26 protein-coding genes are annotated in these 25599 nt (G+C 35.8%); 21 read left to right on the forward strand and 5 right to left on the reverse strand.

Going from position 1 to position 25599, the window contains the following annotated elements; translation table 11 throughout:
• Nucleotides 1–20: 20 nt before the first annotated feature.
• The gene (gene dinB, locus EO244_RS01100) at nt 21–1091 is read right to left on the reverse strand and encodes a DNA polymerase IV (protein ID WP_129252103.1); all 1071 of its coding nucleotides are present in this window, start codon (nt 1089–1091) and stop codon (nt 21–23) included.
• Nucleotides 1092–1240: 149 nt separating this feature from the next.
• Between dinB and EO244_RS01105 the strand changes: the two genes are divergently transcribed.
• From EO244_RS01105 to EO244_RS01130, 6 genes are all read left to right on the forward strand, one after another.
• Nucleotides 1241–2755, forward strand: coding sequence for an MATE family efflux transporter (locus EO244_RS01105; protein WP_164977381.1), 1515 nt, complete (start codon nt 1241–1243; stop codon nt 2753–2755).
• 31 nt (nt 2756–2786) lie between these two features.
• Nucleotides 2787–3485, forward strand: coding sequence for a tRNA (5-methylaminomethyl-2-thiouridine)(34)-methyltransferase MnmD (gene mnmD / locus EO244_RS01110; RefSeq protein WP_129252106.1), 699 nt, complete (start codon nt 2787–2789; stop codon nt 3483–3485).
• Nucleotides 3486–3702: 217 nt separating this feature from the next.
• A complete protein-coding gene (locus tag EO244_RS01115; RefSeq protein ID WP_129252108.1) occupies nt 3703–4305 on the forward strand; it encodes an FKBP-type peptidyl-prolyl cis-trans isomerase in 603 nt (200 codons plus the stop codon).
• Nucleotides 4306–4336: 31 nt separating this feature from the next.
• Nucleotides 4337–5044, forward strand: coding sequence for an FKBP-type peptidyl-prolyl cis-trans isomerase (locus tag EO244_RS01120; RefSeq protein ID WP_129252110.1), 708 nt, complete (start codon nt 4337–4339; stop codon nt 5042–5044).
• Between the two features lie 332 nt (nt 5045–5376).
• Complete coding sequence (locus EO244_RS01125) at nt 5377–5814, forward strand: peptidylprolyl isomerase (RefSeq protein ID WP_129252112.1); 438 nt, start codon at nt 5377–5379, stop codon at nt 5812–5814.
• Between the two features lie 63 nt (nt 5815–5877).
• Entirely contained in the window at nt 5878–6246 is a 369-nt protein-coding gene (locus EO244_RS01130; RefSeq protein WP_129252114.1) for a DUF3127 domain-containing protein, read from the forward strand.
• Between the two features lie 74 nt (nt 6247–6320).
• Here EO244_RS01130 and EO244_RS01135 read toward each other — a convergent pair whose 3' ends face one another.
• Together EO244_RS01135 and EO244_RS01140 are read right to left on the reverse strand one after the other, a co-directional pair.
• On the reverse strand, nt 6321–6743 hold the full coding sequence (locus EO244_RS01135; RefSeq protein WP_129252116.1) for a hypothetical protein: 423 nt from the start codon (nt 6741–6743) through the stop codon (nt 6321–6323).
• Between the two features lie 66 nt (nt 6744–6809).
• On the reverse strand, nt 6810–7385 hold the full coding sequence (locus tag EO244_RS01140; protein WP_129252118.1) for an RNA polymerase sigma factor: 576 nt from the start codon (nt 7383–7385) through the stop codon (nt 6810–6812).
• Between the two features lie 340 nt (nt 7386–7725).
• On the opposite strand from EO244_RS01140, the gene EO244_RS01145 reads away from it, so the two are divergent.
• Nucleotides 7726–8055 carry a DUF6249 domain-containing protein gene (locus EO244_RS01145; RefSeq protein WP_206734438.1) on the forward strand — a complete coding sequence of 110 codons (330 nt, stop codon included), beginning with the start codon at nt 7726–7728 and terminating at the stop codon, nt 8053–8055.
• Between the two features lie 70 nt (nt 8056–8125).
• On the opposite strand, the gene EO244_RS01150 is transcribed toward EO244_RS01145, so the two are convergent.
• On the reverse strand, nt 8126–9412 hold the full coding sequence (locus EO244_RS01150; protein WP_129252120.1) for a M64 family metallopeptidase: 1287 nt from the start codon (nt 9410–9412) through the stop codon (nt 8126–8128).
• Nucleotides 9413–9639: 227 nt separating this feature from the next.
• Between EO244_RS01150 and EO244_RS01155 the strand changes: the two genes are divergently transcribed.
• The 10 genes from EO244_RS01155 to EO244_RS01200 all read left to right on the forward strand — a co-directional run bounded on the left by EO244_RS01155 (nt 9640) and on the right by EO244_RS01200 (nt 18127).
• A complete protein-coding gene (locus EO244_RS01155; protein ID WP_129252122.1) occupies nt 9640–10881 on the forward strand; it encodes a mechanosensitive ion channel family protein in 1242 nt (413 codons plus the stop codon).
• A 62-nt stretch (nt 10882–10943) separates the two neighbouring features.
• Entirely contained in the window at nt 10944–11357 is a 414-nt protein-coding gene (locus EO244_RS01160) for a TM2 domain-containing protein (RefSeq protein WP_129252124.1), read from the forward strand.
• A gap of 185 nt (nt 11358–11542) precedes the next feature.
• Nucleotides 11543–12166 (forward strand): hypothetical protein, encoded by a 624-nt coding sequence (locus EO244_RS01165; RefSeq protein WP_129252126.1) that lies wholly within the window; start codon nt 11543–11545, stop codon nt 12164–12166.
• The gene (yidD, locus tag EO244_RS01170) at nt 12138–12632 is read left to right on the forward strand and encodes a membrane protein insertion efficiency factor YidD (RefSeq protein ID WP_129252128.1); all 495 of its coding nucleotides are present in this window, start codon (nt 12138–12140) and stop codon (nt 12630–12632) included. Before EO244_RS01165 ends, yidD begins: the two co-directional genes overlap by 29 nt.
• Entirely contained in the window at nt 12629–13474 is an 846-nt protein-coding gene (locus EO244_RS01175; protein ID WP_129252129.1) for a tetratricopeptide repeat protein, read from the forward strand. Before yidD ends, EO244_RS01175 begins: the two co-directional genes overlap by 4 nt.
• The gene (locus EO244_RS01180) at nt 13413–14279 is read left to right on the forward strand and encodes a tetratricopeptide repeat protein (RefSeq protein ID WP_129252131.1); all 867 of its coding nucleotides are present in this window, start codon (nt 13413–13415) and stop codon (nt 14277–14279) included. Before EO244_RS01175 ends, EO244_RS01180 begins: the two co-directional genes overlap by 62 nt.
• A gap of 50 nt (nt 14280–14329) precedes the next feature.
• Nucleotides 14330–14623, forward strand: coding sequence for a PQ-loop domain-containing transporter (locus EO244_RS01185; protein ID WP_129252133.1), 294 nt, complete (start codon nt 14330–14332; stop codon nt 14621–14623).
• 60 nt (nt 14624–14683) lie between these two features.
• Nucleotides 14684–15238, forward strand: a complete 555-nt coding sequence (locus EO244_RS01190) for a chalcone isomerase family protein (RefSeq protein WP_129252135.1) — start codon at nt 14684–14686, stop codon at nt 15236–15238.
• A 217-nt stretch (nt 15239–15455) separates the two neighbouring features.
• Nucleotides 15456–16535, forward strand: coding sequence for a 3-oxoacyl-ACP synthase III family protein (locus EO244_RS01195; protein ID WP_129252137.1), 1080 nt, complete (start codon nt 15456–15458; stop codon nt 16533–16535).
• A 239-nt stretch (nt 16536–16774) separates the two neighbouring features.
• The gene (locus EO244_RS01200) at nt 16775–18127 is read left to right on the forward strand and encodes a 4Fe-4S dicluster domain-containing protein (protein WP_129252138.1); all 1353 of its coding nucleotides are present in this window, start codon (nt 16775–16777) and stop codon (nt 18125–18127) included.
• 25 nt (nt 18128–18152) lie between these two features.
• Here the strand turns inward: EO244_RS01200 and EO244_RS01205 are convergent, their stop codons facing one another.
• Nucleotides 18153–19601: a sodium:solute symporter gene (locus tag EO244_RS01205; protein WP_129252140.1), complete on the reverse strand. Its 1449-nt coding sequence runs from the start codon at nt 19599–19601 to the stop codon at nt 18153–18155.
• Nucleotides 19602–19778: 177 nt separating this feature from the next.
• Between EO244_RS01205 and recR the strand changes: the two genes are divergently transcribed.
• The 4 genes from recR to EO244_RS01225 all read left to right on the forward strand — a co-directional run bounded on the left by recR (nt 19779) and on the right by EO244_RS01225 (nt 25536).
• Nucleotides 19779–20399: a recombination mediator RecR gene (recR, locus tag EO244_RS01210; RefSeq protein ID WP_129252141.1), complete on the forward strand. Its 621-nt coding sequence runs from the start codon at nt 19779–19781 to the stop codon at nt 20397–20399.
• Between the two features lie 230 nt (nt 20400–20629).
• The gene (locus tag EO244_RS01215) at nt 20630–21940 is read left to right on the forward strand and encodes a dihydrolipoamide acetyltransferase family protein (protein WP_129252142.1); all 1311 of its coding nucleotides are present in this window, start codon (nt 20630–20632) and stop codon (nt 21938–21940) included.
• Between the two features lie 479 nt (nt 21941–22419).
• The gene (locus EO244_RS01220; RefSeq protein ID WP_164977382.1) at nt 22420–24966 is read left to right on the forward strand and encodes a PD40 domain-containing protein; all 2547 of its coding nucleotides are present in this window, start codon (nt 22420–22422) and stop codon (nt 24964–24966) included.
• A 36-nt stretch (nt 24967–25002) separates the two neighbouring features.
• A complete protein-coding gene (locus EO244_RS01225; protein ID WP_129252146.1) occupies nt 25003–25536 on the forward strand; it encodes a GNAT family N-acetyltransferase in 534 nt (177 codons plus the stop codon).
• Nucleotides 25537–25599 lie beyond the last annotated feature (63 nt).

The raw sequence follows: 25599 nt of genomic DNA on the forward strand, positions 1-25599 counted from the left end.
TGAATACATAATTCATTAAACTAAAAATCAAAGGTCAATTGAATCACTTCGTTGGATTTCATTTGATTTGAAATCCCAATTCCAAGCAAGCGGACACTATCAGTCAATTCAAGCTGATCAAGCAACTTATTTGATAAATCTAAAATCTCACGATAATCGGTTATTTCATGCAAAACTGTTCGAGAACGGGTTATCTGATCGAAATTACTATACTTAATTTTCAAACTAATGGTTCGCCCCTTAAACTTGGTCCTTTTCAAACGTTTATGAAGATCCAAACTGGCCTCTTCCAACCTTTTTTTAAGTTCCTCTTTACTTTTAATATCATCGAGAAAGGTATTTTCAGTACTCACCGATTTCCTAACCCGATTCGGATTCACTTCTCTATCGTCAATTCCACGGGCAATATTATAGTAGTAAGCTCCATTCTTTCCAAACAAACGAGTCAGTTCCAATAATGAACGTTTCTTTAAATCTTTCCCATGAAAAATGCCAATCTGATGCATTTTTTCCGTTGTCACCTTCCCGACTCCATAAAACTTCTCAATGCTCAATTTCTCAATAAACGACGCTACCATTTTAGGTTTAATCACAAATAAACCATCTGGTTTTTGATAATCAGATGCAATTTTAGCCAAAAACTTATTTACCGAAATACCTGCCGAAGCCGTCAAACCCGTTTCCTCTTTTATTCTTCGCTTGATTTCTTCAGCTATGGCTGTAGCAGAAGGTAAACCTTTCTTATTCTGACTCACATCGAGAAAAGCCTCATCTATCGAAAGAGGTTCAACCAAATCAGTGAATTCATGAAAAATAGACATAATCTGATTCGATACCTGCTTATATCGCGAATGGCGAGGTTTTACAAAAATAAGATGCGGGCAGCGTTTCAATGCTGTTTTAGATGGCATAGCCGATCGCACCCCAAACTTTCTGGCTTCATAACTAGCCGCTGCAACAACACCTCTGTCTCCTCCTCCGCCAACAGCCACTGCTTTACCTTTAAGCTCAGGATTATCTTTCTGCTCAACCGAAGCAAAAAAAGCATCCATATCAATATGAATTATTTTCCTGATTATTTCTTCACTCATAATGGCTACAAGATCTGAATTAATCGAGCTATTTTCAATATTATTACTTGTATTTCTTAATTTTGCATGACATTATTTTTACAAGCTTTTATACAAAGGCAAGCGTCATAAGTTTACATTTATATTTCAATCAGTTTAAAGTCAAATCTGTGTCACATATAAAAGATCTTACTTCAGGAAATATATTCTCTCAGATACTCAAACTTGCTATTCCTATTATAGCCACTTCTTTCGTACAAATGGCCTACAATATGATCGATATGGCCTGGTTGGGAAATGTGGGTAGCGAAACTGTTGGAGCTGTGGGGATGGCTAGTTATCTCGTATGGCTGGGATCTTCGCTAATGTATATTCCTAAAATTGGTGCCGAAGTTTGCATTTCACAATCTATCGGGCGTAAAAATATGAATGAAGCCACAGCCTTCACCCGAAATGCTTTGGGTCTTTCATTTATACTTTCCATTGGTTTTGCAATACTCGTATGGCTATTTACAGGAACAATTATAAGTCTGTTTCAGATTGAGAGTGATTTTGTAAACCAAACCGCATTTATATATTTAAGAATTGTAGCTATTGGTATGCCTTTCACATATTCCAATATTACATTATCTGGTATTTATAATGGAACAGGTAAAACCAAAACTCCTTTCTTCGTAAATGCAATTGGTCTTATTGTTAATATAATTATCGATCCAATTCTGATTTTCGGATGGGGGGCGATTCCCGCTATGGGTGCTGAAGGAGCGGCAATTGCGACTGTTAGTTCTCAGCTTTTGGTATTCGGGATATTTATCTTCCTATTAAAAGGGAAATATCAGCCACTTTCAACCAAACACTATTTGGGCAAATTACAAAAACAATTCTTAAAACCAATCGTTAAAATTGGTGGACCGGTTACTTTACAATCCGCATGTTTTGCCTTATTAGCCATCGTTCTTGCCCGAGTCATGAACGATATTGCACAAGGAAACAGCATGCCCTTATCCGTACAATCCATAGGCTCGCAAGTTGAAGCTCTTTCCTGGATGACAGCCTTAGGTTTTTCGTCAGCACTGGGAACATTTACAGGACAAAATTATGGCGCCAAACGTTGGGACAGAATCCAGAAAGGGTTCTTTGTCACTTTAGGTATCGCTTCAGTTTTGGGCTTAATCAGTACTGCTTTATTTTATTTCTTTGGAGCCGAAGTCTTCAGCCTTTTTATAAAACAAAACGAACCTGCTGTTCTGAAAATGGGTATTGTTTATTTAATCATTCTCAGCTATTCACAGGTTTTTATGTGTGTTGAAATTACTGCAACGGGTGCTTTTAATGGTATTGGCAAAGCCATGCCACCAAGCATTATTGGAATAATTGGAAATCTATTACGTATCCCATTTGCATTTATTTTTGCTTACAGCCTTGTTGATATTTTACCTCTTTTTCAGGAATATCTTAGCCATGACTCCGTACCAGTCACTGCAGTATGGTGGGGACTAACCCTATCAAGCATACTCAAAGGCAGTTTCTTGTTCTTAGGATTTATTATCATGCTGCTGCGTCATCCGGAGAATGATCATGAATTACCCTTTCAGAAAAAATGGATTAGCCTTTTACCTAACAGACTCCGTCAACAAGCCGTAATCGTTTCACAAATTAATACTGAAGAAGAATCTGAACAATAAAATTGAATCTGATCTATTTTTAATTATCACCATGCTAAAAAGAGAAATAAAATTAACCGAAGATGGGTCTCACACCATATTTATTCCGGAACTCAACGAACATTATCATTCGACACATGGTGCTATTCAAGAAGCCATACATGTATACATAAATACAGGTTTGCGATTTACTGATAAAAACCCAATACGTATTTTAGAAATTGGTTTTGGAACCGGACTAAATGCCTACCTAAGTCTTGTTGAAGCTGAGACTAATAAAAGATTGATTGAATATCACAGCATCGAACGATATCCCGTAGAGGAAGATCAACTCAAAGTGCTGAATTATCCCCAGCAAATTGATTTTAAAAACACCGGATTATTTAACAAATTACATGAGGTTAAATGGAATCAAATGTGTAAAGTATCTGACAACTTCAGTCTAAAAAAAATAGAGGGCGATTTAAAAAAGATCAACTTCAAGGACAAATATGATCTCATTTATTTTGATGCCTTTGCTCCCGATATTCAACCCGAATTATGGAGCGAAGAAATCTTCAGAAAATTATATGCTTGTTCGAATACTGGCGCTATTCTAGTTACTTATTGCTCAAAAGGAAGTGTAAAGAGAGCCCTACGTTCGTCTGGGTTTGAGGTTAAAAGACTAGCAGGTCCTCCAGGCAAACATCACATTCTTAGAGCGACGAAAATTGAGGATTTCAATTTCGACGATCAAAGTGAAGAAATTTAAAAAAATCTTAAAAAGTAATCCCTTTCCTAGCATTCTTATAGAAAACTATTAACTTAGGGCTTTATTTTTTCAAAAGAACATAATTCACTGAAAAACAATAAAATAACTGATTACTGATATATCTCAGTTTAAATGAAGATCAATTTCAATTGCAAGTGTTTTAGAATCTGCATCTTGAAATTTCAAACTCATTTTTGGGATAAATAATTTGAAATAAATGAAATATACAGAAGAACAAGATAAGGTAAGTTATTGCCTTGGTTTAAGTATTGCAAGCAATTTAATTACATCAGGCGTTAAAACCTTAAGCACAGAACCATTTCTAGAAGCTCTTGATGCAGCATTTAACGGTAAGATGCCTGAAGTTTCTCCAGAAGAAGCTAACGGAATTTTACAGGAATTTTTCACTAAAATGCAAGAAGAGCAAGCAAGTCAGGCCATTGGTGAAGGACAAAAATTTCTTGAAGAGAATAAGAAAAATCAAGGTGTGATTGAACTTGAAAGCGGTCTTCAATACCAAATCATAACCGAAGGTAATGGTGAAATTCCAAAAGCAACAGATAGCGTTAAATGTCACTACCATGGTACATTGATTAACGGAACTGTTTTTGACAGCTCTGTAAATCGTGGTGAACCTGCTGTATTCCCTGTAAACGGTGTAATCGCGGGATGGGTGGAAGCGCTTCAATTAATGCCTATGGGATCAAAATGGAAACTGTTTGTTCCATCGAATCTGGCATATGGTGCACAAGGAGCTGGTAACTTAATCGGTCCTCACACGACTTTAATATTTGACGTAGAGTTATTAGAAATTGTATAATTAATTACAAATAAACTTAATAATCAGAACAATGAAATTAAAAGCATTAACACTAGCATTAGGACTAGGCGTGTTCGCATTTAGCTCATGCGATAAGAAAGTAGACACTAAAATGGCATTGAACTCAACTATTGATTCTGTAAGCTATAGCATCGGTGCTAGTTTCGGTGGAAACTTATTGCAAAACAGCCTAAACGAAATTAATCAGGATGCTCTTTTGGCAGGTTTAAATGCTGCTTTGGCTCAAGAAGATTTAAGAATCGAACCTCGTGCAGGTGGTGCCATTATCAACAAATTCATCAAAGAACTTAAAACCAAAGCTGCTGAAGAAAACAAAGCTGTTGGAGAGAAATTTCTTGAAGAAAACAAAGCTAAAGAAGGTGTTGTAACAACTGAAAGCGGACTTCAATACAAAGTTCTTACTGAAGGTAAAGGTGAAATCCCAACTAAAGATCAACAAGTAAAAGTTCACTACCGTGGAACAACTATTGATGGTAAAGAATTTGATTCATCATACAAGCGTAACGAGCCTGCTACATTCTTACCAACTCGTGTTATTAAAGGATGGACTGAAGCATTACAATTGATGCCTGTTGGGTCTAAATGGGAACTTTATATTCCTTCTGATTTAGCTTATGGTGCTCGTGGTGCCGGTGCTAATATCGGACCAAACTCAACTTTAATTTTCGAAGTTGAACTTCTTGATATTGTTAAAGAAGAAGCTCCTGCAAAAAAATAATCTTTAAGAAAGATTAGACCATAAAGAATCCGTCTCAACGGATCTTTACAAAAATATTCCCTTTTCGATTTATATCGGAAAGGGATTTTTTTTCCTTTTGCGGGAACAATTCTTTTCTTAGCTTTGTAGGCTTATAGAAAGTACGTATTGGGATTAACTTCAATAGCTAATCAAGACAACAAGTGTTTATTTGTCAAGAATTTACATTCACAACTAAGACATATAGAACAGTCTCTATTGGAATTATTTTTCATCATACAAAGACTATTTGAAAGAAAATGAGTACTTTCAGTCTTCAGTTTTAAAAATAGAAATCAATAAAAATCAAAGATATGTTACAAGCAGAAATTCATACCGAGAAAGGTTTAATGAAGGTGGAATTCTTCGAAAAAGATGCACCAACTACAGTTCAAAATTTTGTTAATCTTTCTGAACAAGGATTTTACGATGGATTAACTTTTCACCGTGTGATTCCTAACTTTGTAATTCAAGGCGGATGTCCTGATGGAACAGGTGCAGGTGGACCAGGTCATACAATCAAATGTGAATTAACCGGTGATAACCAATACCACGACAGAGGTGTTCTTTCAATGGCACACGCAGGTAGAAACACTGGTGGATCTCAATTTTTCATTTGTCACAGCCGAGAGAATACATCTCACTTAGACCGTCAGCACACTTGTTTCGGAAAAGTTTTCGAAGGTCTTGAAGTAATCGATCAGATTAGAATGGGTGATGTTATCGAGAAAATCGTAATCATCAGAGAGTAATTCTTTTTTTAGAAATTTACAGTCACCAACCTTAGTAAATCCTTACTAAGTAAAAGATATTATATGAACTTCGAAATTAACGGTAAAATCATCCTTAAAGAGGATACACAACAAATAAGCGATCGTTTTAAGAAAAGAGAATTTGTTATTGAAGTTGAAAATGAAAGAAATTCGGAATGGAATGATTTCATCAAATTTCAATTGACTCAAGATCGTTGTGATTTATTAGAAACAGTTTCTGTTAACGAAAACATTAAAGTTTCTTTCAATATCAAAGGTAGAAAATGGGAAAAAGATGGAAAAGTAAACTACTTTTCAAATCTTGAAGCCTGGAGAATTGAAAAAATGCAAGCTTCAGCTACTGCTGAAATGCCTGAATTCAATGCTGCTGATATGCCTCCTGCTCCAGAAGAAGATGATCTTCCATTCTAGGATATAGATATAGTACATAAAAAAATGCTGTCGAATAAACCGACAGCATTTTTTTTGAACACCTAACTAAAGCATCAAGATTGGTGTAACATCTTTTTCACAAGATTATCGAAGACAATCAGTGATAATCCTGCAATCATGATAATATAAACAATAGCAGGCAAACTGGCTAGACGATCAACAGTCCCGATTAATAAATCGTGTATGGGCTGAATTAAAATCGCATTCACCTGCTGAATCAAAGGATGATCCCATGAAGCAACAATACTATGAACATCCGTTCCTAAAAGTATCAAAACAATCAACACAAGCAAGGCTATTAGCATCAACAAGCGTTTGATTGGCATTCGCTTTTTCACACTCACCGAATTGGTCAGCCAATCTTGCATCACATCATCCATCACATGCTTTGTGAAATCTGCCGATGGTTCTTCAAGCTCAACTCCGTTCAGTAATTTCTTTATAAATTCGTCTCTATAACTATCTTCCTTTTGCATCTGTTCCAAATTTTGTCTCAATTAGAAAAGCAAGCTTCTTCTATCCTGTTATTAAATTCATTTGACTTAAAGTATCGTTTTTAACTCACTCTGTAAAAACTGCTCTAAGATATCGTATAATTTCTTACGGGATCGATGTAATTTAACCTTTACATTTGCTACACTCAATCCGGTAACTTCGCTAACCTCATCAATTGAATTCTCTTCCAAATAAAAGAGAGTAATTATTACCTTTTCATCACCAGTCATTTTATTAAGAGCTCTGCCTATATAGAGTTTTTGCTCCTCATTTGTTAGAGCTTGTAGCGATGATTGTGTCGATTTCACATTTACCGATGCCTTATAATCATCATCAATGGAGATCTGATCTAATTTTTTTTTTCGCATCTTCGATATAGATGCATTGTAAATAATTCGATAGAGCCAGGTTGAGAATTTAGATTCGCCTTTGTAGCTATCTAAAGCCTGATAAGCTTTTAAAAATGAATCCTGAGTGATTTCTTCAGCATCCTCCCTATTCCCAATAATTTGCATCGCAATATTAAAGGCCATCTTTTTATGACGATCAACCAAGTAGGCATATGCCCCTACATCACCGTTTTTAATTTTCTGTATGTAATAGCTATCCTTGTTCGATTTCATGTTTAAATGTTAAAAAAACTGGATTACAAGCCCGTTCAAAAACGTTTTACTTCCCACATTCCCTTCACAATATAAAAGACTATATGAAGCCCCTAAATGTTGCATCTGTTTCGAACTACTAATAATTAGACGCATCAAACTTATATAGGTTACAGACAAAATGAAATAAATACAATAAACAAAATACAAGATAATGATTTACAAGGATATATTATCTCAAAATAAAAAACTTCATTTTAATTGTAACCCTTTTTTTAAACATAGCGTCATAAAGTTGAAAGCAAAAAACACAAGGCTTTCATTACAACAAAAAATATTATTAAAATTTAAAACTTATATTATGGATATCACTGGAGTAGTTGCAATCATTTCTGTATTTGGAATTATACCATTATGTATTTTTCTTGTACATCGTCATCGTGAAAGAAAAGCCTTAATTGAAAAAGGACTTAGCGCTGAACTGTTGGTAAGTGCAACCAAAGATAGAACCCAGGAAAGTTTAAAATACGGAATTCTATTAATTGGTTTAGCCATTGGAATCTTAGTTGGAAACATTCTTGATGAATATACCAGAATGAGTGAAGAAGTTTCCTATTTCTCTATGATCTTCTTATTTGGAGGCTTGGCTTTACTAACCTTCTATAGCCTAGCTAAAAAGAATAAAGAATAGGCTATCTGAATTCTTTTTTAAAAAAATGCACCCTATTTAGAGTGCATTTTTTTATATCTGTAAAACCGGGCTATTCTCCAATTGTAAAGTAAATCATTCTTTCGCATGCCTTTTTACAAACAGGGCAAAATTCGTCCTTATTATTCGTTTTCATTTTACAATCCATAACAGGGGAATACATACCTTTACTCATATAACCTCCGCCTTCGAAAAGTCCCACTTTGCCGTCATATTTTTCTATTCTGGGAGTAGGTGTCACAATTCCCTCTTCAAGCATCGATTTCCATTTACTATCAAAATCGACAAGTGTGGTAATATTAGGTTCCCAAGGCTCAACCTTCAGGTTATAAAAATCTTCAACCGATACACTGTCGTTATAATACTCATCAGCTAAACCAACAAAGCCATGTCCAAATTCATGGCTGGCAACTTCTCTCGACAGTTTATGATCTGAAGCACAAGATGTGTAATAATTATAGATTCCTGCCCCTCCGTATTTATCTGTATTAATTAAGACAAAAATGTGGTCGTAAGGAACATTAGCTGCAATATCATGCATTGTTTTTAAATCTGAAGTCGTTAGATATCGCTCGGAATCAAAAGTGTAAAACGTTGAATTGAGAACGGTATTCTTATAAATATGTTGCCCTGGTATGTCAGGGCCCGAATCAGCAGAAACAGATTCCAAGGCATAAATATTAAAGCGATCGGCATAAGATTTAAATGGTTCCACATTCAATACATAGCCCGCAATTCGTTTTACATCATCTCTAAATTTACCCATTTCTTCCTGAGTATAGCCCTCGGCAATAAAAGCAACATCAATACTTACACTTGCATCGCCTTCGCCCATTAACTGACTGTACTTGACATCCATCGCCTTCTCTTCGAGAATAAAATAGTTAGACGGATCAATTTCATATTCAAATAGTTTCACAAAAACACCTTCTCTGTTTCTGTAATCAATAACAAATTGAGCTTTATGTTTTGGGAAAGGCATCACGTTTACCTGATAATAAGATCGGTTCAATGTTTTAGCTTCAGGAGTCGCCTGCCACTCCTGAAACAGGGAGCCAAATCCCCTGGAATAAATTAAGGTTTCTGACGCTTTATCAATCAATTTAAAACGAAAATTGCCATAATTAAAGCTATCGACAAGGTTCTTTGTTGTACCACCCCAGTATGCTTCTTTCTTTATTTCCTGCAAAAAAACCGTTTGTTCATTGGCATTACCTCCCAGCAAATAATCAATCCTCAGGGTTTTATTTTCAAAGTAGGTATCAAAATCAACTGAGGCAAAGCTCAGTTTTGTCGCAAAAACTAGCAACAAGCATGTTAATTTTAGTAATCGTATCATAGTTGTATATTTAAGGTTGGTATAAAGATAGGTCAAACATTGGGCTAAATAAATGATCTTTTTCAGCTCCTTAAAAATTATTTATTCAAACAAATTTATCAAGCTTCGAACTAATTTCTTATATGTTTCATTATAATAAGCTGATTGGATATCTTTGTTTTTATATTACAAATAAATCCGTTTTATCATTGATCTGATTAAATCAACTTGTTTTTAGACCGATAAACATGAAAGAATTACTAGGAATCCACCTAAAAGATTGGTTAATCAACCACGGTATTGCAGAAAATTATGCTGTTTTACTTCAATCCGCCATTGCTGTTGTTGTAGTTTTAATTCTGGCTTGGCTCTCAGATGTCATTTCAAGAAAAGTTTTGGTTACAATTATCACAAAACTGGTACGCAAAACAAAGACCCATTGGGATGATATCCTATTGGAAAGAAAAGTTTTTAATAAACTATCACACTTTGCTCCGGCAATCATTATCAACTTGAGTGCAGGCCTGATTTATCATGAGCCCACAGGCCTATTTATCCAGCATGCCACCCAAATTTATATGATTGTTTTATCCTTAATGCTAATAGATTCCTTTTTAAGTGCAACTAACGATATCTACAACACGCTTCCTGTAAGCAAAACCCGTCCCATAAAAGGCTATATCCAAATTATTAAGATATTTTTCTATGTCATGGGATGTATTTCAATAATTGGCATTTTGATAGGTAAAACACCAACTTTTATTCTCGGAACCATGGGCGCCTTTGCAGCAGTCCTTATCTTGGTATTTAAGGATACCATATTAGGATTCGTAGCTTCCATTCAACTCTCGGCAAATAAAATGGTAAGCATTGGTGATTGGATTAGTATGCCTTCGAAAAATGCAGATGGAACGGTTATCGATATCAGCCTGAATACAGTAAAAGTCCAGAATTGGGATAAAACCATTAGTACAATTCCAACTTACGCACTGGTTTCTGAATCATTCAACAACTGGAAAGGGATGGAGGAATCCGGAGGAAGAAGAATCAAACGTCATCTGAACATTGATGTAAAATCGATTCACTTTCTATCTGATGAAGAAATTGAGATGGCTGAAAAGATAAAACTGATTTCTGACTATATCGCAGAGAAGAAAGAAGAAATTAAACAAGCCAATCCCGAGAATGAAATTCCAATCAATCAAAAACGCATAACCAATATTGGAACCTTCAGAAAATACGTCGAAGCTTATCTTGAAAATCATCCGAAAATTCACAACGACATGACTTTTTTGGTTCGACAACTTCAACCTTCCGAAAAAGGACTTCCAATCGAGATTTATGTCTTCTCAAACGATCAGGAGTGGGCTAATTACGAAGCCATTCAGTCCGATCTATTCGATCACATATTAGCCATTGTTCCAGAATTTAACCTCAGAGTTTTTCAGAATCCTACAGGTGATGATTTTAGAAATTTGAATAAAATTTAATAAGCATAATTGTTAAATACTTTTTTTTACTTAAATTTGATTTAAACATTAAAATTACACACATGAAAAAAATTTTATTCGTATTTGCATTTGTATGCACAATGCTGACATTCTCGAATGTGAAAGCTGCTAACTATCATGTAAATGATGCAAAGATTGATGTTTTGTTTGAACAAGCATCTTCAACAATCATGATGAATTTAAACGACATGTCTTCAGATATGATGGCAACAACAACTTTAAATTCAACTGTAAAAGCTAAAGATCCAATTGTAGCTATCATTCTTGACTTCTTTTTAGGAGGTCTTGGTGTTCACCGTTTCTACCTTGGAACTAAAGTGATGACTGGTGTTGGTTATATCCTTACTTGTGGTGGATTCTTTGGTCTGATGCCTCTTGTCGACTTAATTGTTCTTGCAATTAACTATGATGATATCAGTCAGTTTGTTGACAATCCAAAATTCTTTATGTGGTAATACCATATAATCGTATTAATAAGTTGCTGTTATAAATCCAATCAATCATTGTGATTTATAACAGCAATTTTATTTTAAAAATCAAACACCATATTATGTTGCTTTTCCGCTTAACACTCTTATTGGTTATTCTTTTCCCTTCAATTTCATTTTCTCAAAAAAGCTCAAACTTCATAAGTTATAGCATGGATAATCAATCCTATAAAAAGGGCTTATTGACTAAAGCGCATGCTGAGTTCTTTTACGATAATGAACAAGGCATCCTGGTCTCAGCCTATAGTGCTCCTAATGAATTTATAAAAATCAGTAACCGAAAAGGGGAACTAAAACTATATATTCCCAAAAGCAACACAGTCACTTATACACAAGATTACACTCTATCTACAGAGAATGAGTTAATTTATTATTTTGCCAACAACCGCCAACAAGATTTAGGACTCGAGAAAGAAGGGTTCACTATGATGGACACAAGACTTGACGGGGAGTATTTAATATTTGTTTGGGAAGCTCCGGAAACAATGAAAACGGTAAAAAAAGTTGAAGTTGTATACGAAAATGAAAACCCAATATATGCAGCTTACTTCGATATAGATGAGATTATAGTTAAGAAAATATACTACTACGATTATTTTAAGACAACTTATTTTCAGATGCCTACCAAGCTTACCGAAATAAGTTATACACCTGAAAGAGATTCTATTGTTCAGAGAACAATTTTCTCCAACATCAAGGTTAGCAGCAGCCCGAGCTCACCCTATTTTAACTTTAAAATTCCCGACAATGCGAAAGTTAATCCATCCAAGTTGTAAAATTATTATCACGCTTATATTGATTTGGGGATTTTGTTTGCAACCCAAAGCACAATCAGTCGAAAAAAACAATCTTCAACTCATTTTGAAGACCAAAACCAACACCCTTGACACCCATAAACACAAGAGAGATTACATCTATAAAAATGAACGTAACTGGTTGAAAAAATACAATCCTGTCAGCTTAGGCTTTGGCTCTTTGCTCTATCTCTATCAGAATGTGATATCCCAGCAATTTTCGGCCGACTGCCTATATCATCCTACTTGCTCTGATTTTAGCAAAGATGCCATCAGAGAATACGGCTTAATAAAAGGAATCTTTTTAAGCTCCGACAGAATTTGCAGATGCAATCGAATTGCAGGCACAAGCATTAACTATTTTAAGTTTGATCAGAAAACTTATCATGCTCATGATAGTGTTAATCTTTACCGTATTAAACCTTTGACAAAAACAGAATACAAGTGAAAAAAATAATTATAGCCTCCCTCTTCTGCTTGCTGTCATTAAACCTGTTGGCTCAATACTCGCAAAAACAACGATTCGAATTCATTTATCATCTGATTAAATCAAACGATTTTGATGAAGCCCTTATCGAACTAGATTTTTTGAATGGTAAAACGCAAAGCGATAGTTTATATTATATGAAAGGTTGGGCCTTGTACTCGTTAAAGCAATTAAGCAGTTCAGCCGAAAGCTTTCAAAATGTAAGGAAAGAATCAATATTTTATCATAAAAGCCAGTTCTTTGCAGCTTACAACTACGCACATACAAAAAACTACACATCTGCCAAACAAGTCTTACAACAAATTGAACTTGATAACAAATTAGACCAATTAAGACAATTTGAATACTCTGGGATAGCCTTGCTCGAACGCGATTTTGACGGCTATGAAAATAAACGTATTAAATCGGATGCTATTCTTCCTGCTCTACAAACCGAAGTTGCCAATTTAGACAAACTGCATTCAACAATTGTGAACCGAAAACCAAAAAAAATGTGGCTGGCTGGTTTGATGTCGGCCATTGTTCCAGGCTCGGGTAAAATATATGCAGGCAAAACAGGCGAAGGAATTGCTTCTATGCTTATGGTGACTTCAACAGGTCTGGTTACATGGGAAAACCACAGGAAATTGGGACTCAAAAATTTTAAAACAATTCTATTTGGCTCAATCTTCACCGTGTTTTATGTCGGTAATATTTATGGCTCAGTATTTTCAGTAAAAATATCAAACGAGGAGTTCAATCATGAAATGGATCAAAAAATCTTATTTAATATTCATATTCCTCTTCGGAATATATTCAACTAGCCAGGGACAAAACCAAACGGCTTTATTAAAAGCTGACAGCTTGTTCTCACAAGAGAACTATCAGTTGGCTGCTATAGAATACGAGCGTTTCTTATATTTCGCGTCTGACCAGGCTCAAATGCCGGAAATTCTGTATAAAAAAGCGCAGTGTTACAAACAACTCTCTGAATTTAATAAAGCCTGTAAAGCCCTTGAAAGAATTCGTCTTTACGATGTTGACCAGAATCGTTACATCCAAATCAAAAAAGAACTGAGCCTTTGTTATTATCTCGATAATCAAATACAAAAAGCTCAGATACAAATCAGTCAACTCAGACATAAACTCAAAAACCAAATCTTACCCAAGGAAACCCTACTGGTAGAAATTTTCATTTTAAATGAACTGAAAAAATGGGACGAGGCCGAGGATTTAGCTAGAGAATACATCAACACGAATGAAGTCGGTAACAAAATACTTGCTCTTCAAAAAATTGATTCCTTGTATTCGAAAAAGAATTTACCCAAATTAAAATCTATTGAGAAAGCCGAGAATTTATCTCGTTTCATTCCCGGATCGGGACAAATGTATTGTGGCAAAGTACTCGAAGGTTCATTTACCTTCCTTTTTAATGGGGCTTTTCTGGCTTTAGGTATTCAACAAATACTCACAAAGTTCTATTTCACAGGCTACGCAGCAGGATTTGGCGTATTACACAAAACCTATACAGGCAATATGGCAAGAACCAAACATCTGGCAATCAAAGTCAACCATCAAAGACACACGCGCTTTAACGAATCAATAATTAACTACCTGCTTAGTTTATAATGAGAATATTCGTAATATTGTTTTTACTTATTAAAAATTGAAAAGCAATTATGCAGAAATTACTCAAAAAAATCAGCTTCTTTAAATCACTGGGCTGGTTTGGAAATATCATACTCAGTATAGGTGTCATTCCTCAGGTTGTACAAACCTGGGAAACAAAAGATGTGAGCAGTTTCAACTGGTCTTTTCTTTTAATGTGGGCTTTTGGTGTTCTTTTTACATTCATCTACATACTCGAAGGAGACTTAAAATCCGGGAAACGCCAATACCCGCTTTGGCTAAATTATCTGGTCAATATTGTCGCCACATTTTATTTGTGCTACGCCAAAATCTTCTACAGTTAAAAACAGATTTTTCAACCCCAATCATCCACTTGATATTGTGGATTTTAAAATTAAAACCATATGAAAAAGATCATCATACCCATCGTTTTGGCTTTATTTAGCCTCAATTCAATTTCGCAAAACAAAGCTGAAATTTTTCCTAAGAAATTAAGCATCAATAATCAGGAACTTCTTTTAAAAGGAACCGGAACTCGTGTCAAATTGTGGATGGATATGTACACCTTGGGCCTTTTTATTTCCGACACAAAACAAGATGCGAGCCATACTGTTTCCAGTGACGAAACAGCTGTTGTTCGTCTAAGCATTATTTCAGGTTTAATCACAGCTGAAAAGATGGACAAAGCCATTCGAGAAGGATTTGAAAAATCGACACAAGGTAAACCAGAAGCCATTCAATCAGAAATCAATGCCTTTTTAGATGTATTTAAGCAAGGTGTTGAAAAAAAGGATTTATTCCAATTTTCTTACATTCCTGAATCGGGCACAACAATTTCGAAAAATGGGAAAGAGCTAACAAAAATTAATGGACTTGCTTTCAAACAAGCACTTTGGGGCATCTGGTTAGGCAAAAACCCGGTCGATAAAAGACTAAAAGATGAACTATTAAAAAAATAAAATTAAGTTTAAAAACTAATAGAACGCAATCAGGATTTGATTGCGTTTTTTTGTCTAAAAAAATCAATTTTCTAATTATTTATCTATCTTAGCCGCAACTACTCTAACAAAAGGCTCTTTTTTTAAGAGATATTTCATACTCGTATTCAACTGACTTTAAGGCATTCCCTTAAAGTTTTTTCGTGTACCCTACTCAGTCTAACAAATAAAAATAAAGATGAGCAGATATTCGAAAATTATAGGATCAGGTCGATGTATTCCTGAAGTTGAAATAAAAAATGAAGTTTTCCTGCAAAACACATTCTACGATGTAAACGGTGAGTCTACCGGGAAAACAACACACGAAACACTCGACAAATTCTACAACATTACCGGTATTGCAGAGCGACGCTATGCTCGCGAAGATCAAAAAGCTTCGGATCTGGCTTATATCGCGGCAAGCAGAGCGATTGAATCATCAGGAATTGATAAAGAAAGCCTCGACTACATTTTGGTCGCTCATAATTTTGGTGACGTATCGGCCAATACGGTTGCACCACAGTTAATGCCAAGTCTGGCCGCACGTGTGAAACACTTACTCAAAATCGAAAATCCAAAAACTGTAGCCTATGATATCCTTTTTGGATGCCCGGGTTGGGTCCAAGCCATGATTCAAGCCAACTATTATATCAAATCAGGCGACGCCCAAAGAATTTTGGTGATTGGTGCTGAAACCCTTTCCAGAGTATGCGATCCGCATGACAGAGATAGTATGATATATGCCGATGGTGCTGGAGCAACCCTACTCGAGGCGGTTGAAAGTAAAAATGAAACCGGGATTTTATCTCATTCTGTAAGAACAGATACCTTAAATGAAGCTTATCTGTTATGGTCAGGAGCCTCACACAATCCCGATTTTCAAAACCGAGATCGTGATTTCTATATCAAGATGCATGGGCATAAAATTTATGAATACGTTATTTCGAACGTTCCACAATTGGTAAAAGAATGTATTGAAAAAGCAGGACTGGAATTAAAGGATATTAAGAAGATATTGATTCATCAAGCTAACGAAAAAATGGATGAAGCCATTGCAAAACGTCTGTTCCGATTATATGGCGAACGCCAGATTCCCGATGATATCATGCCAATGATCATTAAAAAAATGGGAAATAATTCTGTTGCAACAGTCCCTATTCTATACGATATGATTGCCAAAGGAGAACTTGAAGGGCATCAGTTTACAAAAGGTGACCATATGGTATTTGCTTCGGTAGGTGCCGGCATGAGTATAAATGCTTTCGTCTATCAATTTTAAAATTCAATTAGCATACTAACCCCAAATCCCAATATTCCGAGAGTCTCATTCAAACTGAGACTCTCTCCTTTTAGGTAAATTCCTAAACCCTAAAGGATCATTTTCCAGCGATATCGATAAACCCAAACCTATTTTGTAATCAATCTAAACTCAGTATTCTAAAGGAGTAGATAAAGAAATTAGCCTATCTTAACGCACGTATTTTTTATGAGAACCCAAATCTTAAATACCTGTTATCCATGAATTTTCTTTTCGATCTTTCGACACTTTTCTGTCTGGTTAGTTCAATCGCCTTTGCTATAATCCTCCTATACAGCACCCTCGTTTTTTATTTCGAAAACGAAAAGAAAGCCGCAATCAGAGCACTTTTAATTGGCTTGCTGCTTCCCATCCCCTATTTCGTTGCCTGGTATTACAATTACAACATTTTGGCCCTGATTCTATTAATCGATTTAATTCTAACAGGACTCTTGTTTATCTATCCTTTTAAAACACCTCAAAATATTTGTGACGAAACGCCCTTAAATAAAATTGATGAGAGAAATATCATGTTTTCGCGCAATGAATTGATAGTTGGTAGTGAAAACTATAAAAATTACTACCTCAAATATCCTGAAAAAGAAGAACTCGATAATGCTTTCAGAAAAGAGGCTGGCTTATGTTCTGAAAAATCTTTATTCAATCATTCTTTTGCATTTGCTGCAACACATGCCAGCTTCTTTGCCATTGAGCAATTCAAAAAAGCAGTTGATGGTGCAGTCAACCCATCACGAACAAAAACAGATTCTGAAAAGATGAGTTCTTTCCTAAAAGCATGGGGTAAGAAACTCGGTGCCTTAGATATCGATTTCTGTGAGCTTAAAGACTACCATTTTTATTCACACAAGGGACGTGGAGACGAATATGGAAATGAGATTCACAACTCACACAGCCATGCAATAGCCTTCACCGTTGAGATGAATGAAGAAATGGTTCAATCTGCTCCACAGGCATCCATTGTGATGGAGTCAGCACAACAATATCTCGATTCAGGACGTATTGCCATTCAAATTGCTGAATTTTTAAGACATCTGGGCTACTCAGCACGAGCACATATCGATGGCAATTATCAGCTTGTTTGTCCACTGGTTGCCCGCGATGCCGGTTTGGGTGAAATTGGTCGTATGGGATTATTAATGACTCCAAAACAGGGGCCCAGAATTAGACTTGGAGTGGTTACAACAGAATTCCCCTTAAAAACCAAAGATCGAAAAAAACTGAACCACATGCTTGACTTCTGCTTAAACTGCAAGAAATGTGCTGATGTTTGCCCCAGCAAATCCATTTCGTCAGACGCTCCAAAGATGGTTGATGGTGTAAAGAGATGGCAAATCAATTCCGAATCCTGTTTTACCTATTGGTGTAAAGCGGGTACCGATTGCGGTCGCTGTATGGCAACATGTCCCTACTCGCATCCTGACAATTTGTTGCATAATGCAATCCGATTTGGAATTAAACATTCGCCACTCTTCAGACGTATTGCTGCACCTTTGGACGACTTCTTTTACGGGCGTAAACCCAAATCAAAAAAACTACCTGGGTGGATGAATTGAGGTGATAAAAAAGCAATATCCACCTTTAACCTTTAACCGTCTTTCTCCTGATGATCAGTAAGCCAATAAAGGTGAGAAATCCATTCAACATCAGTAATTCAAAACCCAGATTAAATCCAAACCAATCCATCGAATTCTGTGAGAATACGTAACACAAAATTGGAGCAATCAGGGTCACTAATGGCACCCACTTATCCATAACCTGAACAGAAGTAAATAGGCCAAAAGCATACAAACCAAGCAAAGGACCATAAGTATAGCCGGCAACAGTAAAAATGGCTGAAATAACCGATTCATCATTAATTGCTCTAAATATTAGAATAACAAGCAATAGAATGAACGAAAACAGAAGATGAGAACGCCCCCGTAGCTTCTTCGTTTTAACTTCATCATGTTCGTCAGCACCCAAAATATCAACCGTAAAAGAAGTGGTTAGGGATGTGAGAGCCGAATCTGCACTGGAATAAGCCGCCGCCATTAAACCAACCAAAAAGAAAAGGCCAACTACCGGACCAAGATGTTGGGTTGCCAACATTGGAAACAGGTCGTCTCCTCGCTCAGGAATTGCGATTCCCTGATGTTGTGCAAACAATAAAAGTAAAGCACCAAGCATCAGAAACAGAAGATTGGCCGGTATAAAAGCAAAACCATACCAATACATATTCTTTTTAGCCTCGCCCAAATTCTTACAACTCAAATTCTTTTGCATCATATCCTGATCGAGCCCCGTCATCACAATAGTGATAAAAGCCCCCGTAAAAAATTGCTTCAGAAAATGCTGTTTACTTGCCCAATCCTTAAATTCAAAAACTTTTCCATAATCACTATCAGATATGGCACTTAAAGCACCTGACAGATTCAAATCGAGCTTATCCATAATCAGATAAATACTAATTCCGACAGAAAACAGCATAAACAAAGTTTGTAAACTGTCCGTCCAGATAATCGTTTTTATCCCTCCTCTAAACGTATACAACCAGATGAGTAAGATCGTGATTACAACCGTTAGTGCAAAAGGCACATGCCAGGCATCAAACACTGTAATCTGAAGGACATTGGCCATTAAAAACAAACGAAACGAGGCGCCAATGGTTCGTGAAAGAAGAAAGAAAGAGGCTCCTGTTTTGTATGATACCCGGCCAAATCTTTGATTTAAATAGGTATATATCGACGTTAAATTCAATCGATAGTATAAGGGTAAAAGGATATTAGCCACAACAATATAGCCCAGCATATAACCCAAAACCATTTGCATGTATGAAAACTCTGTCGATTTGACCCATCCAGGAACCGAAATAAAAGTAACCCCCGAAAGTGAAGCTCCAATCATACCAAAAGCAACCACATACCAGGGAGATTGTTTATTTCCCAGAAAAAAAGCCTGGTTATCAGCTTTTCGGCCAGTAAAATAAGAAATGCATAGTAAAAGTGAAAAATAGCCAACAACTACAAAGATGATATTTAACGGAGACATAAAGGGAGTTTAAAAGTACCTGCCAAAAATAGAAATTATTATCATCATAACGATAAGGCTTTAGCCTGGAATTAGAAATCAAGTGAATAAATACTGCTGAGAATTCCTTACATTTGAACTAATAAATTTTAAAGACATGCATCACAAAATCGCCATGTCCGGATTCTAAACACAAATATGAACTACGATAACTTTCCATCAAAACTCTTAGAAAACGCCGTTTCTGAATTCTCTAAACTCCCTGGGATTGGACGTAAAACAGCGTTAAGACTCGTCTTACATTTGTTGAATCAAAGTAAAGATGAGGTTAGAAAATTTGGAAACACAATCATCCAGCTCCGCGAAGAAGTAAAACATTGCAAATCATGTTTTAATATTTCTGATACAGATATTTGTGACATTTGTGCAAACCCCAAACGAGATAAATCAACCATTTGTGTGGTGGAGAGTATCCGTGATGTGATGTCGATAGAACGCACGCAACAATACAACGGAATCTACCATGTTTTAGGAGGTATTATTTCGCCTATGGATGGCATTGGCCCCAGCGATTTACGCATACAACCTCTGATTGAAAAAGCCGAGCATGAAGATTTAGCAGAAATTATTTTAGCCCTAAGTACAACTATGGAAGGCGACACAACCAACTTCTACCTCTACAAAAAACTGAAACCTCATGACGTTCCGATAACAACCATTGCACGAGGCATATCCATTGGCGATGAGCTCGAATACACCGATGAAATCACTTTAGGCCGTTCGCTTCTAAACAGAATGCCCTTTGATAAAAGTTTATAAAGCTCCGATTCTCAAAACTCCACTTTTATAAGTTTGTGAACAAGACTCTTTATTTCAATTAGAAAGTTTATCTTCAAGAAAGAATCAAATTTTTATGATATAGAAAAAATCAATTGTGAATTAAGAAAAGTAGATACAGATTACTAATCAGACATACTTGTCTTTTACTCTTTTTTAATTAAATTTGCATTCTATTTAGACTAAATAAACAAACACTAAACAAAATCAATATGGCTAAATTCGAAATCTTCCTTCCTGCAATGGGCGAAGGTATCATCGAAGCAACAATTACTAAACTTCTAAAAAAAGAAGGTGATTCTGTTGAAGAAGAAGACTCAATCATGGAGATTGCAACCGATAAGGTAGACTCGGAAATTCCGGCTCCAGCCAGTGGAATTATTGCAAAAATATTATTTGAAGAAGGTGATGTTCCAAAAGTTGGTGATTTGATTGCTATAATTACCTCTGAGGGCGAAAGCATTGAAGATACACCTACAACGACTTCTGAAGAGGCAACTCAAATCGAAGAAAAAGATATTAACATCTCGCTGGCAAAAGAACCTGAAGTGAGCAATGAACCCATGAAAGCCAAAACCGAAAATGGCAATTTCATTTCTCCTCTTGTTCGTACAATTGCCAAAGCTGAAAATATTTCGAACGAGGAACTCAACACGATAATCGGTTCCGGAGAGGCTAAACGCATTACAAAAAAAGATATTCTACACTATATTGAAGATCGTAAAGTTGCAATACCTAAGCCAATCGTTCCAGAGCAAAAAATGACAACACCTCAAACGAGTGCTCCTGCTGAACATGTTTCTTACACAGGACAAAACGTTGAAATAATTGAGATGGATCGCATGAGAAAGCTAATTTCTCAGCACATGACAAACTCTCTGCAAATATCAGCTCATGTCACTTCATTTATCGATGTTGATGTAACTCCAATTGTTCAATGGAGAGATAAGGTAAAAGATAATTTTGTAAAGAAACACAATCAAAAACTGACATATACCCCAATTTTTGTTGAGGCTGTGTGCAAGGCTATTCAGGACTATCCTTTAATCAACGTTTCAGTTGACGGTGATAAAATCATTCGTAAAAACTTTGTAAATATTGGTATGGCTACTGCCCTTCCCAACGGTAACCTTATAGTTCCTGTTATTAAGGATGCGAATGAAAAGAATTTGATTGGCTTAACCAAGTCGGTTAATGATCTGGCAAATCGAGGCAGAACGAATCAATTAAAACCAGATGATATTCAGGGAAGTACTTTTACAATTACCAATCTGGGGGCTTTTGGTAGCACTACCGGCACACCTATTATTAATCAGCCGGAAGTTGCAATTTTAGCTGTAGGTGCCATCAAGAAAAAACCAGCTGTTATTGAGACCCCTCAGGGTGACACCATCGGTATCAGACACATTATGGTTCTTTCATTATCCTATGATCATCGAGTTGTTGATGGTGGTCTTGGGGGATTATTCTTAAAAAGAATTGCAGAAAATCTTGAAAATTTTGACACAACTCAAGTTTTTTAAAACTAAATTGATGATCATTTTTTTAAGATTACAAGATAAAATAGTTATCAAAAGAAAACGCGGATTATGATTTCTGCGTTTTTTTTATGCAAAAAAATCAAAGTTTTTTATATCTTGCATTGTTCAGTGCCTACAAGGCTTGTCACAACATTTAGAAGTGTTTTATTTAATAAAATTTGCCTATACCTATTCTGAAAATTTTAAAGGGATGATTCAATATGAATCTACCAAATTCTCATAATAGATTTCGGCTTTAAAATTTAAAAATCAAACACGATTCTCTCATTTTATATGATAATTAATTGTCTATAATATTTAAAAATATGATGAAGTTGAATTCTGGAATTCACAAACAAACATCCACTCAACTTTTAAGAACTTTTTTGTTCTTTATAATTATAGCAATTGGTGTCAATAACAGTTACGCTAGCTATTCCCTCTCAACCTCAGACAAAACAAGCAAACGTAAAAAAACAAAAATGGCAGAAATGTATTTTGCCAACAAAAATTACGGCGATGCAGCACCACTTTTATATGAGTTACTACTTCTCGACCAAAAAAATGCTGAACTTAACAATATGCTGGGAGTCTGCTATTTTAACCTCGAGTCAGAAAAGGAAAAATCGACCGAATACCTTGAAAAAGCGATTCGATATACAAAATCGAAAAACAATATCCCTCTGGATTATTACTACAATCTGGGAAAATCGTATCATATCAATTATCAGTTTAGCAAAGCCATACGAACCTTTAACAATCTGCTAAATTTGATCCCTCGTGAAGATGAAGTATATGTTGCTGAAATTGAACATGAAATTGAGATTTGCAGAAATGCAATTCAATTTACTGAACATCCGGTTAATATTAAAGTTGAAAATCTTGGACATTTAATAAATACCGAATATTCTGAACATAGTCCTGGTGTTACGGCAGATGAAACAACCATGGTTTTCACATCACGACGTAACGGAACGGGAAGTAAGGTTGATAAAGACGGACAATTTTTCGAAGATATCTATATCTCGCATCAAGTGGATGGTGTTTGGTCAGAGCCTAAAGGCATCAGTGTTCTAAATACTAAAGATCACGATGCATCGATCTCAATATCAGCTGATGGTCAGGAAATTTACGTCTACAAAGCCGGCTATTACAACAATAATGAATCCAACGGCGGTGATATTTATGTGAGTAAACTAAACGGTGAAAACTGGTCCAGACCACAAAAATTAAATTCTGAGATCAACTCTCCAAGCAAAGAAAGTCATATTTCCATATCAGCAGATGGAGAAACCATTTACTTTTCGAGTAATCGTCCCGGAGGTTATGGAAAAATGGATATCTACAGTGTAAAAAAATTACCCAACGGACAATGGGGACCTGCACAAAATCTGGGACCTATCATCAACACGATTTACGACGACGAAGCGCCTTTTATCCACCACGATGGTAAAACCCTCTATTTTAGCTCAAAAGGGCATAAAACAATGGGTGGATTTGACATCTTTAAATCAAGCTTTGAAAATGGACGTTGGAACGAACCTGTAAATATTGGTTTCCCCATTAATTCAACAAAAGAAGATATCTATTTCACCCCCACCCCGGATGGGAAAAGAGCGTACATGGCTTCTTACCGAAAAGGGTCCTATGGTCGAACTGATATTTTCAGAATTCTAACACCCGAAGCTGAGAACACAGGTTTATTCGTTCTTAAAGGGAAACTTGTCAACACTAAAGGCAAGCCTGTTGGACACGCAAGAATCAAATTAAGCCATGGTAATAAAACGATCGGCTTGTACCGTCCCAACACCGCATCAGGAAAATTTCTTTTCATTATAAATGCTGGGAAACAATACAACTTAGAAGTACGAGCTGAAGGCTATAGACCCTTAAGTACGGTTATGAACGTACCTGCTGAATACGCAAATACAGAGAATCATAGTGTTATTACCCTCTTACCTCTCTCTCTTCGTCTCGAAGACGAAGATGATTATCCTAAGGATATGGGACTTATCGATTATAAAGAAAGTAAGATTAGTGTTGAGAAAAAGTCGGCTACTCCTGAAATTGATAATAAATTAGAACAACCTAAACTTAAAAAAACTCAGCCTATAGCGCTCCCAATTGAAAAAACTCAAACCAAAGAAATGCGTGAAGTAACGCCGGATAAGAAAGAAGCTGTTAAAAAGAAAGCCCCTGAACAAGTAAAACCAGTAAAACTTATCAAAAAGGAAGTAACTCGTACAGATCCGGTTGTTGAAATTCCTGAAGCTTCACCAAAAGTAAGTAAAAAAGAAACTTATTATACCATCCAGATTCTGGCTCTCCAAATCCCAATGGACCCGGAAATGTTTAGCTACCTTGATAATGTTAAAATTTTTCAAACAAGCGATGGGTTAAGTCGATATACCTATAAGAAATTTAGATCTTTTGCTGCTGCCACACAGGAATTAAACCGTCTCATTCGTATGGGATATTGGGATTCGTTTATTCGTACAGTTATTAATGGTCAGCTGATTCATCCTAAAATGAATTTCTCAACTAGTACGGCATATACCATTCAGTTGATGTCACTCAAGGAAGTCAGACCGGTATCTTACTTTAAGAATTTGGACGGCGTTAATGTTTACAGGGATTCTGAAAACATTTACAGATATAGCTACAAGATTTTCCCAAATAAATCAGAAGCGCAACTCGCTTTGGGCGAAGTTTTGAAAAAGAGCTACTGGGATGCATTTGTTCGTAAAGCCTACTGGGGTGAGGAAGTTCTTTTCTCTAATTTAAAATCAGGAAAACCGAACAAATACACCATTCAAATTATGGCATTAAATCATCCAAAGTCGCTCAATTATTTCAATAATTTACCAATTGACAGGCTCAATATGAATCAGGGAAAAGATGGCTTATCACGATATACCTATGAGGCCTTTGAGAATAAAAAAGATGAAAAAACTTTTCTGGATATCGCGTTCAAAAAAGGCTATTACGATGCTTTTACACGAACTATAAAATGGTATAACAAGAACTAAAGACTTGAATTATTCCTATTCTTTTGAATCGATCTTATGCAAATTCTAGAAAATACATCTATCCAACTAAGGGCCTTGGAACCACAGGATTTAAAACTCCTTTATAAATGGGAAAATAATTCAGAAATATGGGAGGTGAGCCATTGCCAAAAGCCATTCTCACTATTTGTATTGAAACAATATCTTGAAAATTCACATTTGGATATTTATGAAAGCAAACAATTACGATTGGTTATTGAGATAAAAGAAAACGAAGAACCAATTGGTTTAATAGATCTTTTCGACTTTGATCCATTTCATAACAGAGCTGGCATTGGTGTTCTGCTTCATGATAAAATTCATCGACAAAAGGGCTATGCCAGTGAAGCGCTTGAAACCCTTATAAACTATTGCTTTAAGAGCTTACAATTGCATCAACTCTACTGCAATATCACCACAAATAATCAGGCAAGTATTGATTTGTTTTGTAAAAAAGGCTTCGAAATAACCGGAACAAAAAAACAATGGATTAAAGGTCAGGAAGGCTGGAAAGATGAGCATTTTTTACAACTCCTTAACCCCAATCACTAAAACATTCGCTATAATTACAACAAAAGTCCAGACTTGCTGGACTTTTTTTATACTTTGTTTCAA

Source organism: Ancylomarina salipaludis (assembly GCF_004122035.1).
GTDB classification, from domain to species: domain Bacteria; phylum Bacteroidota; class Bacteroidia; order Bacteroidales; family Marinifilaceae; genus Ancylomarina; species Ancylomarina salipaludis.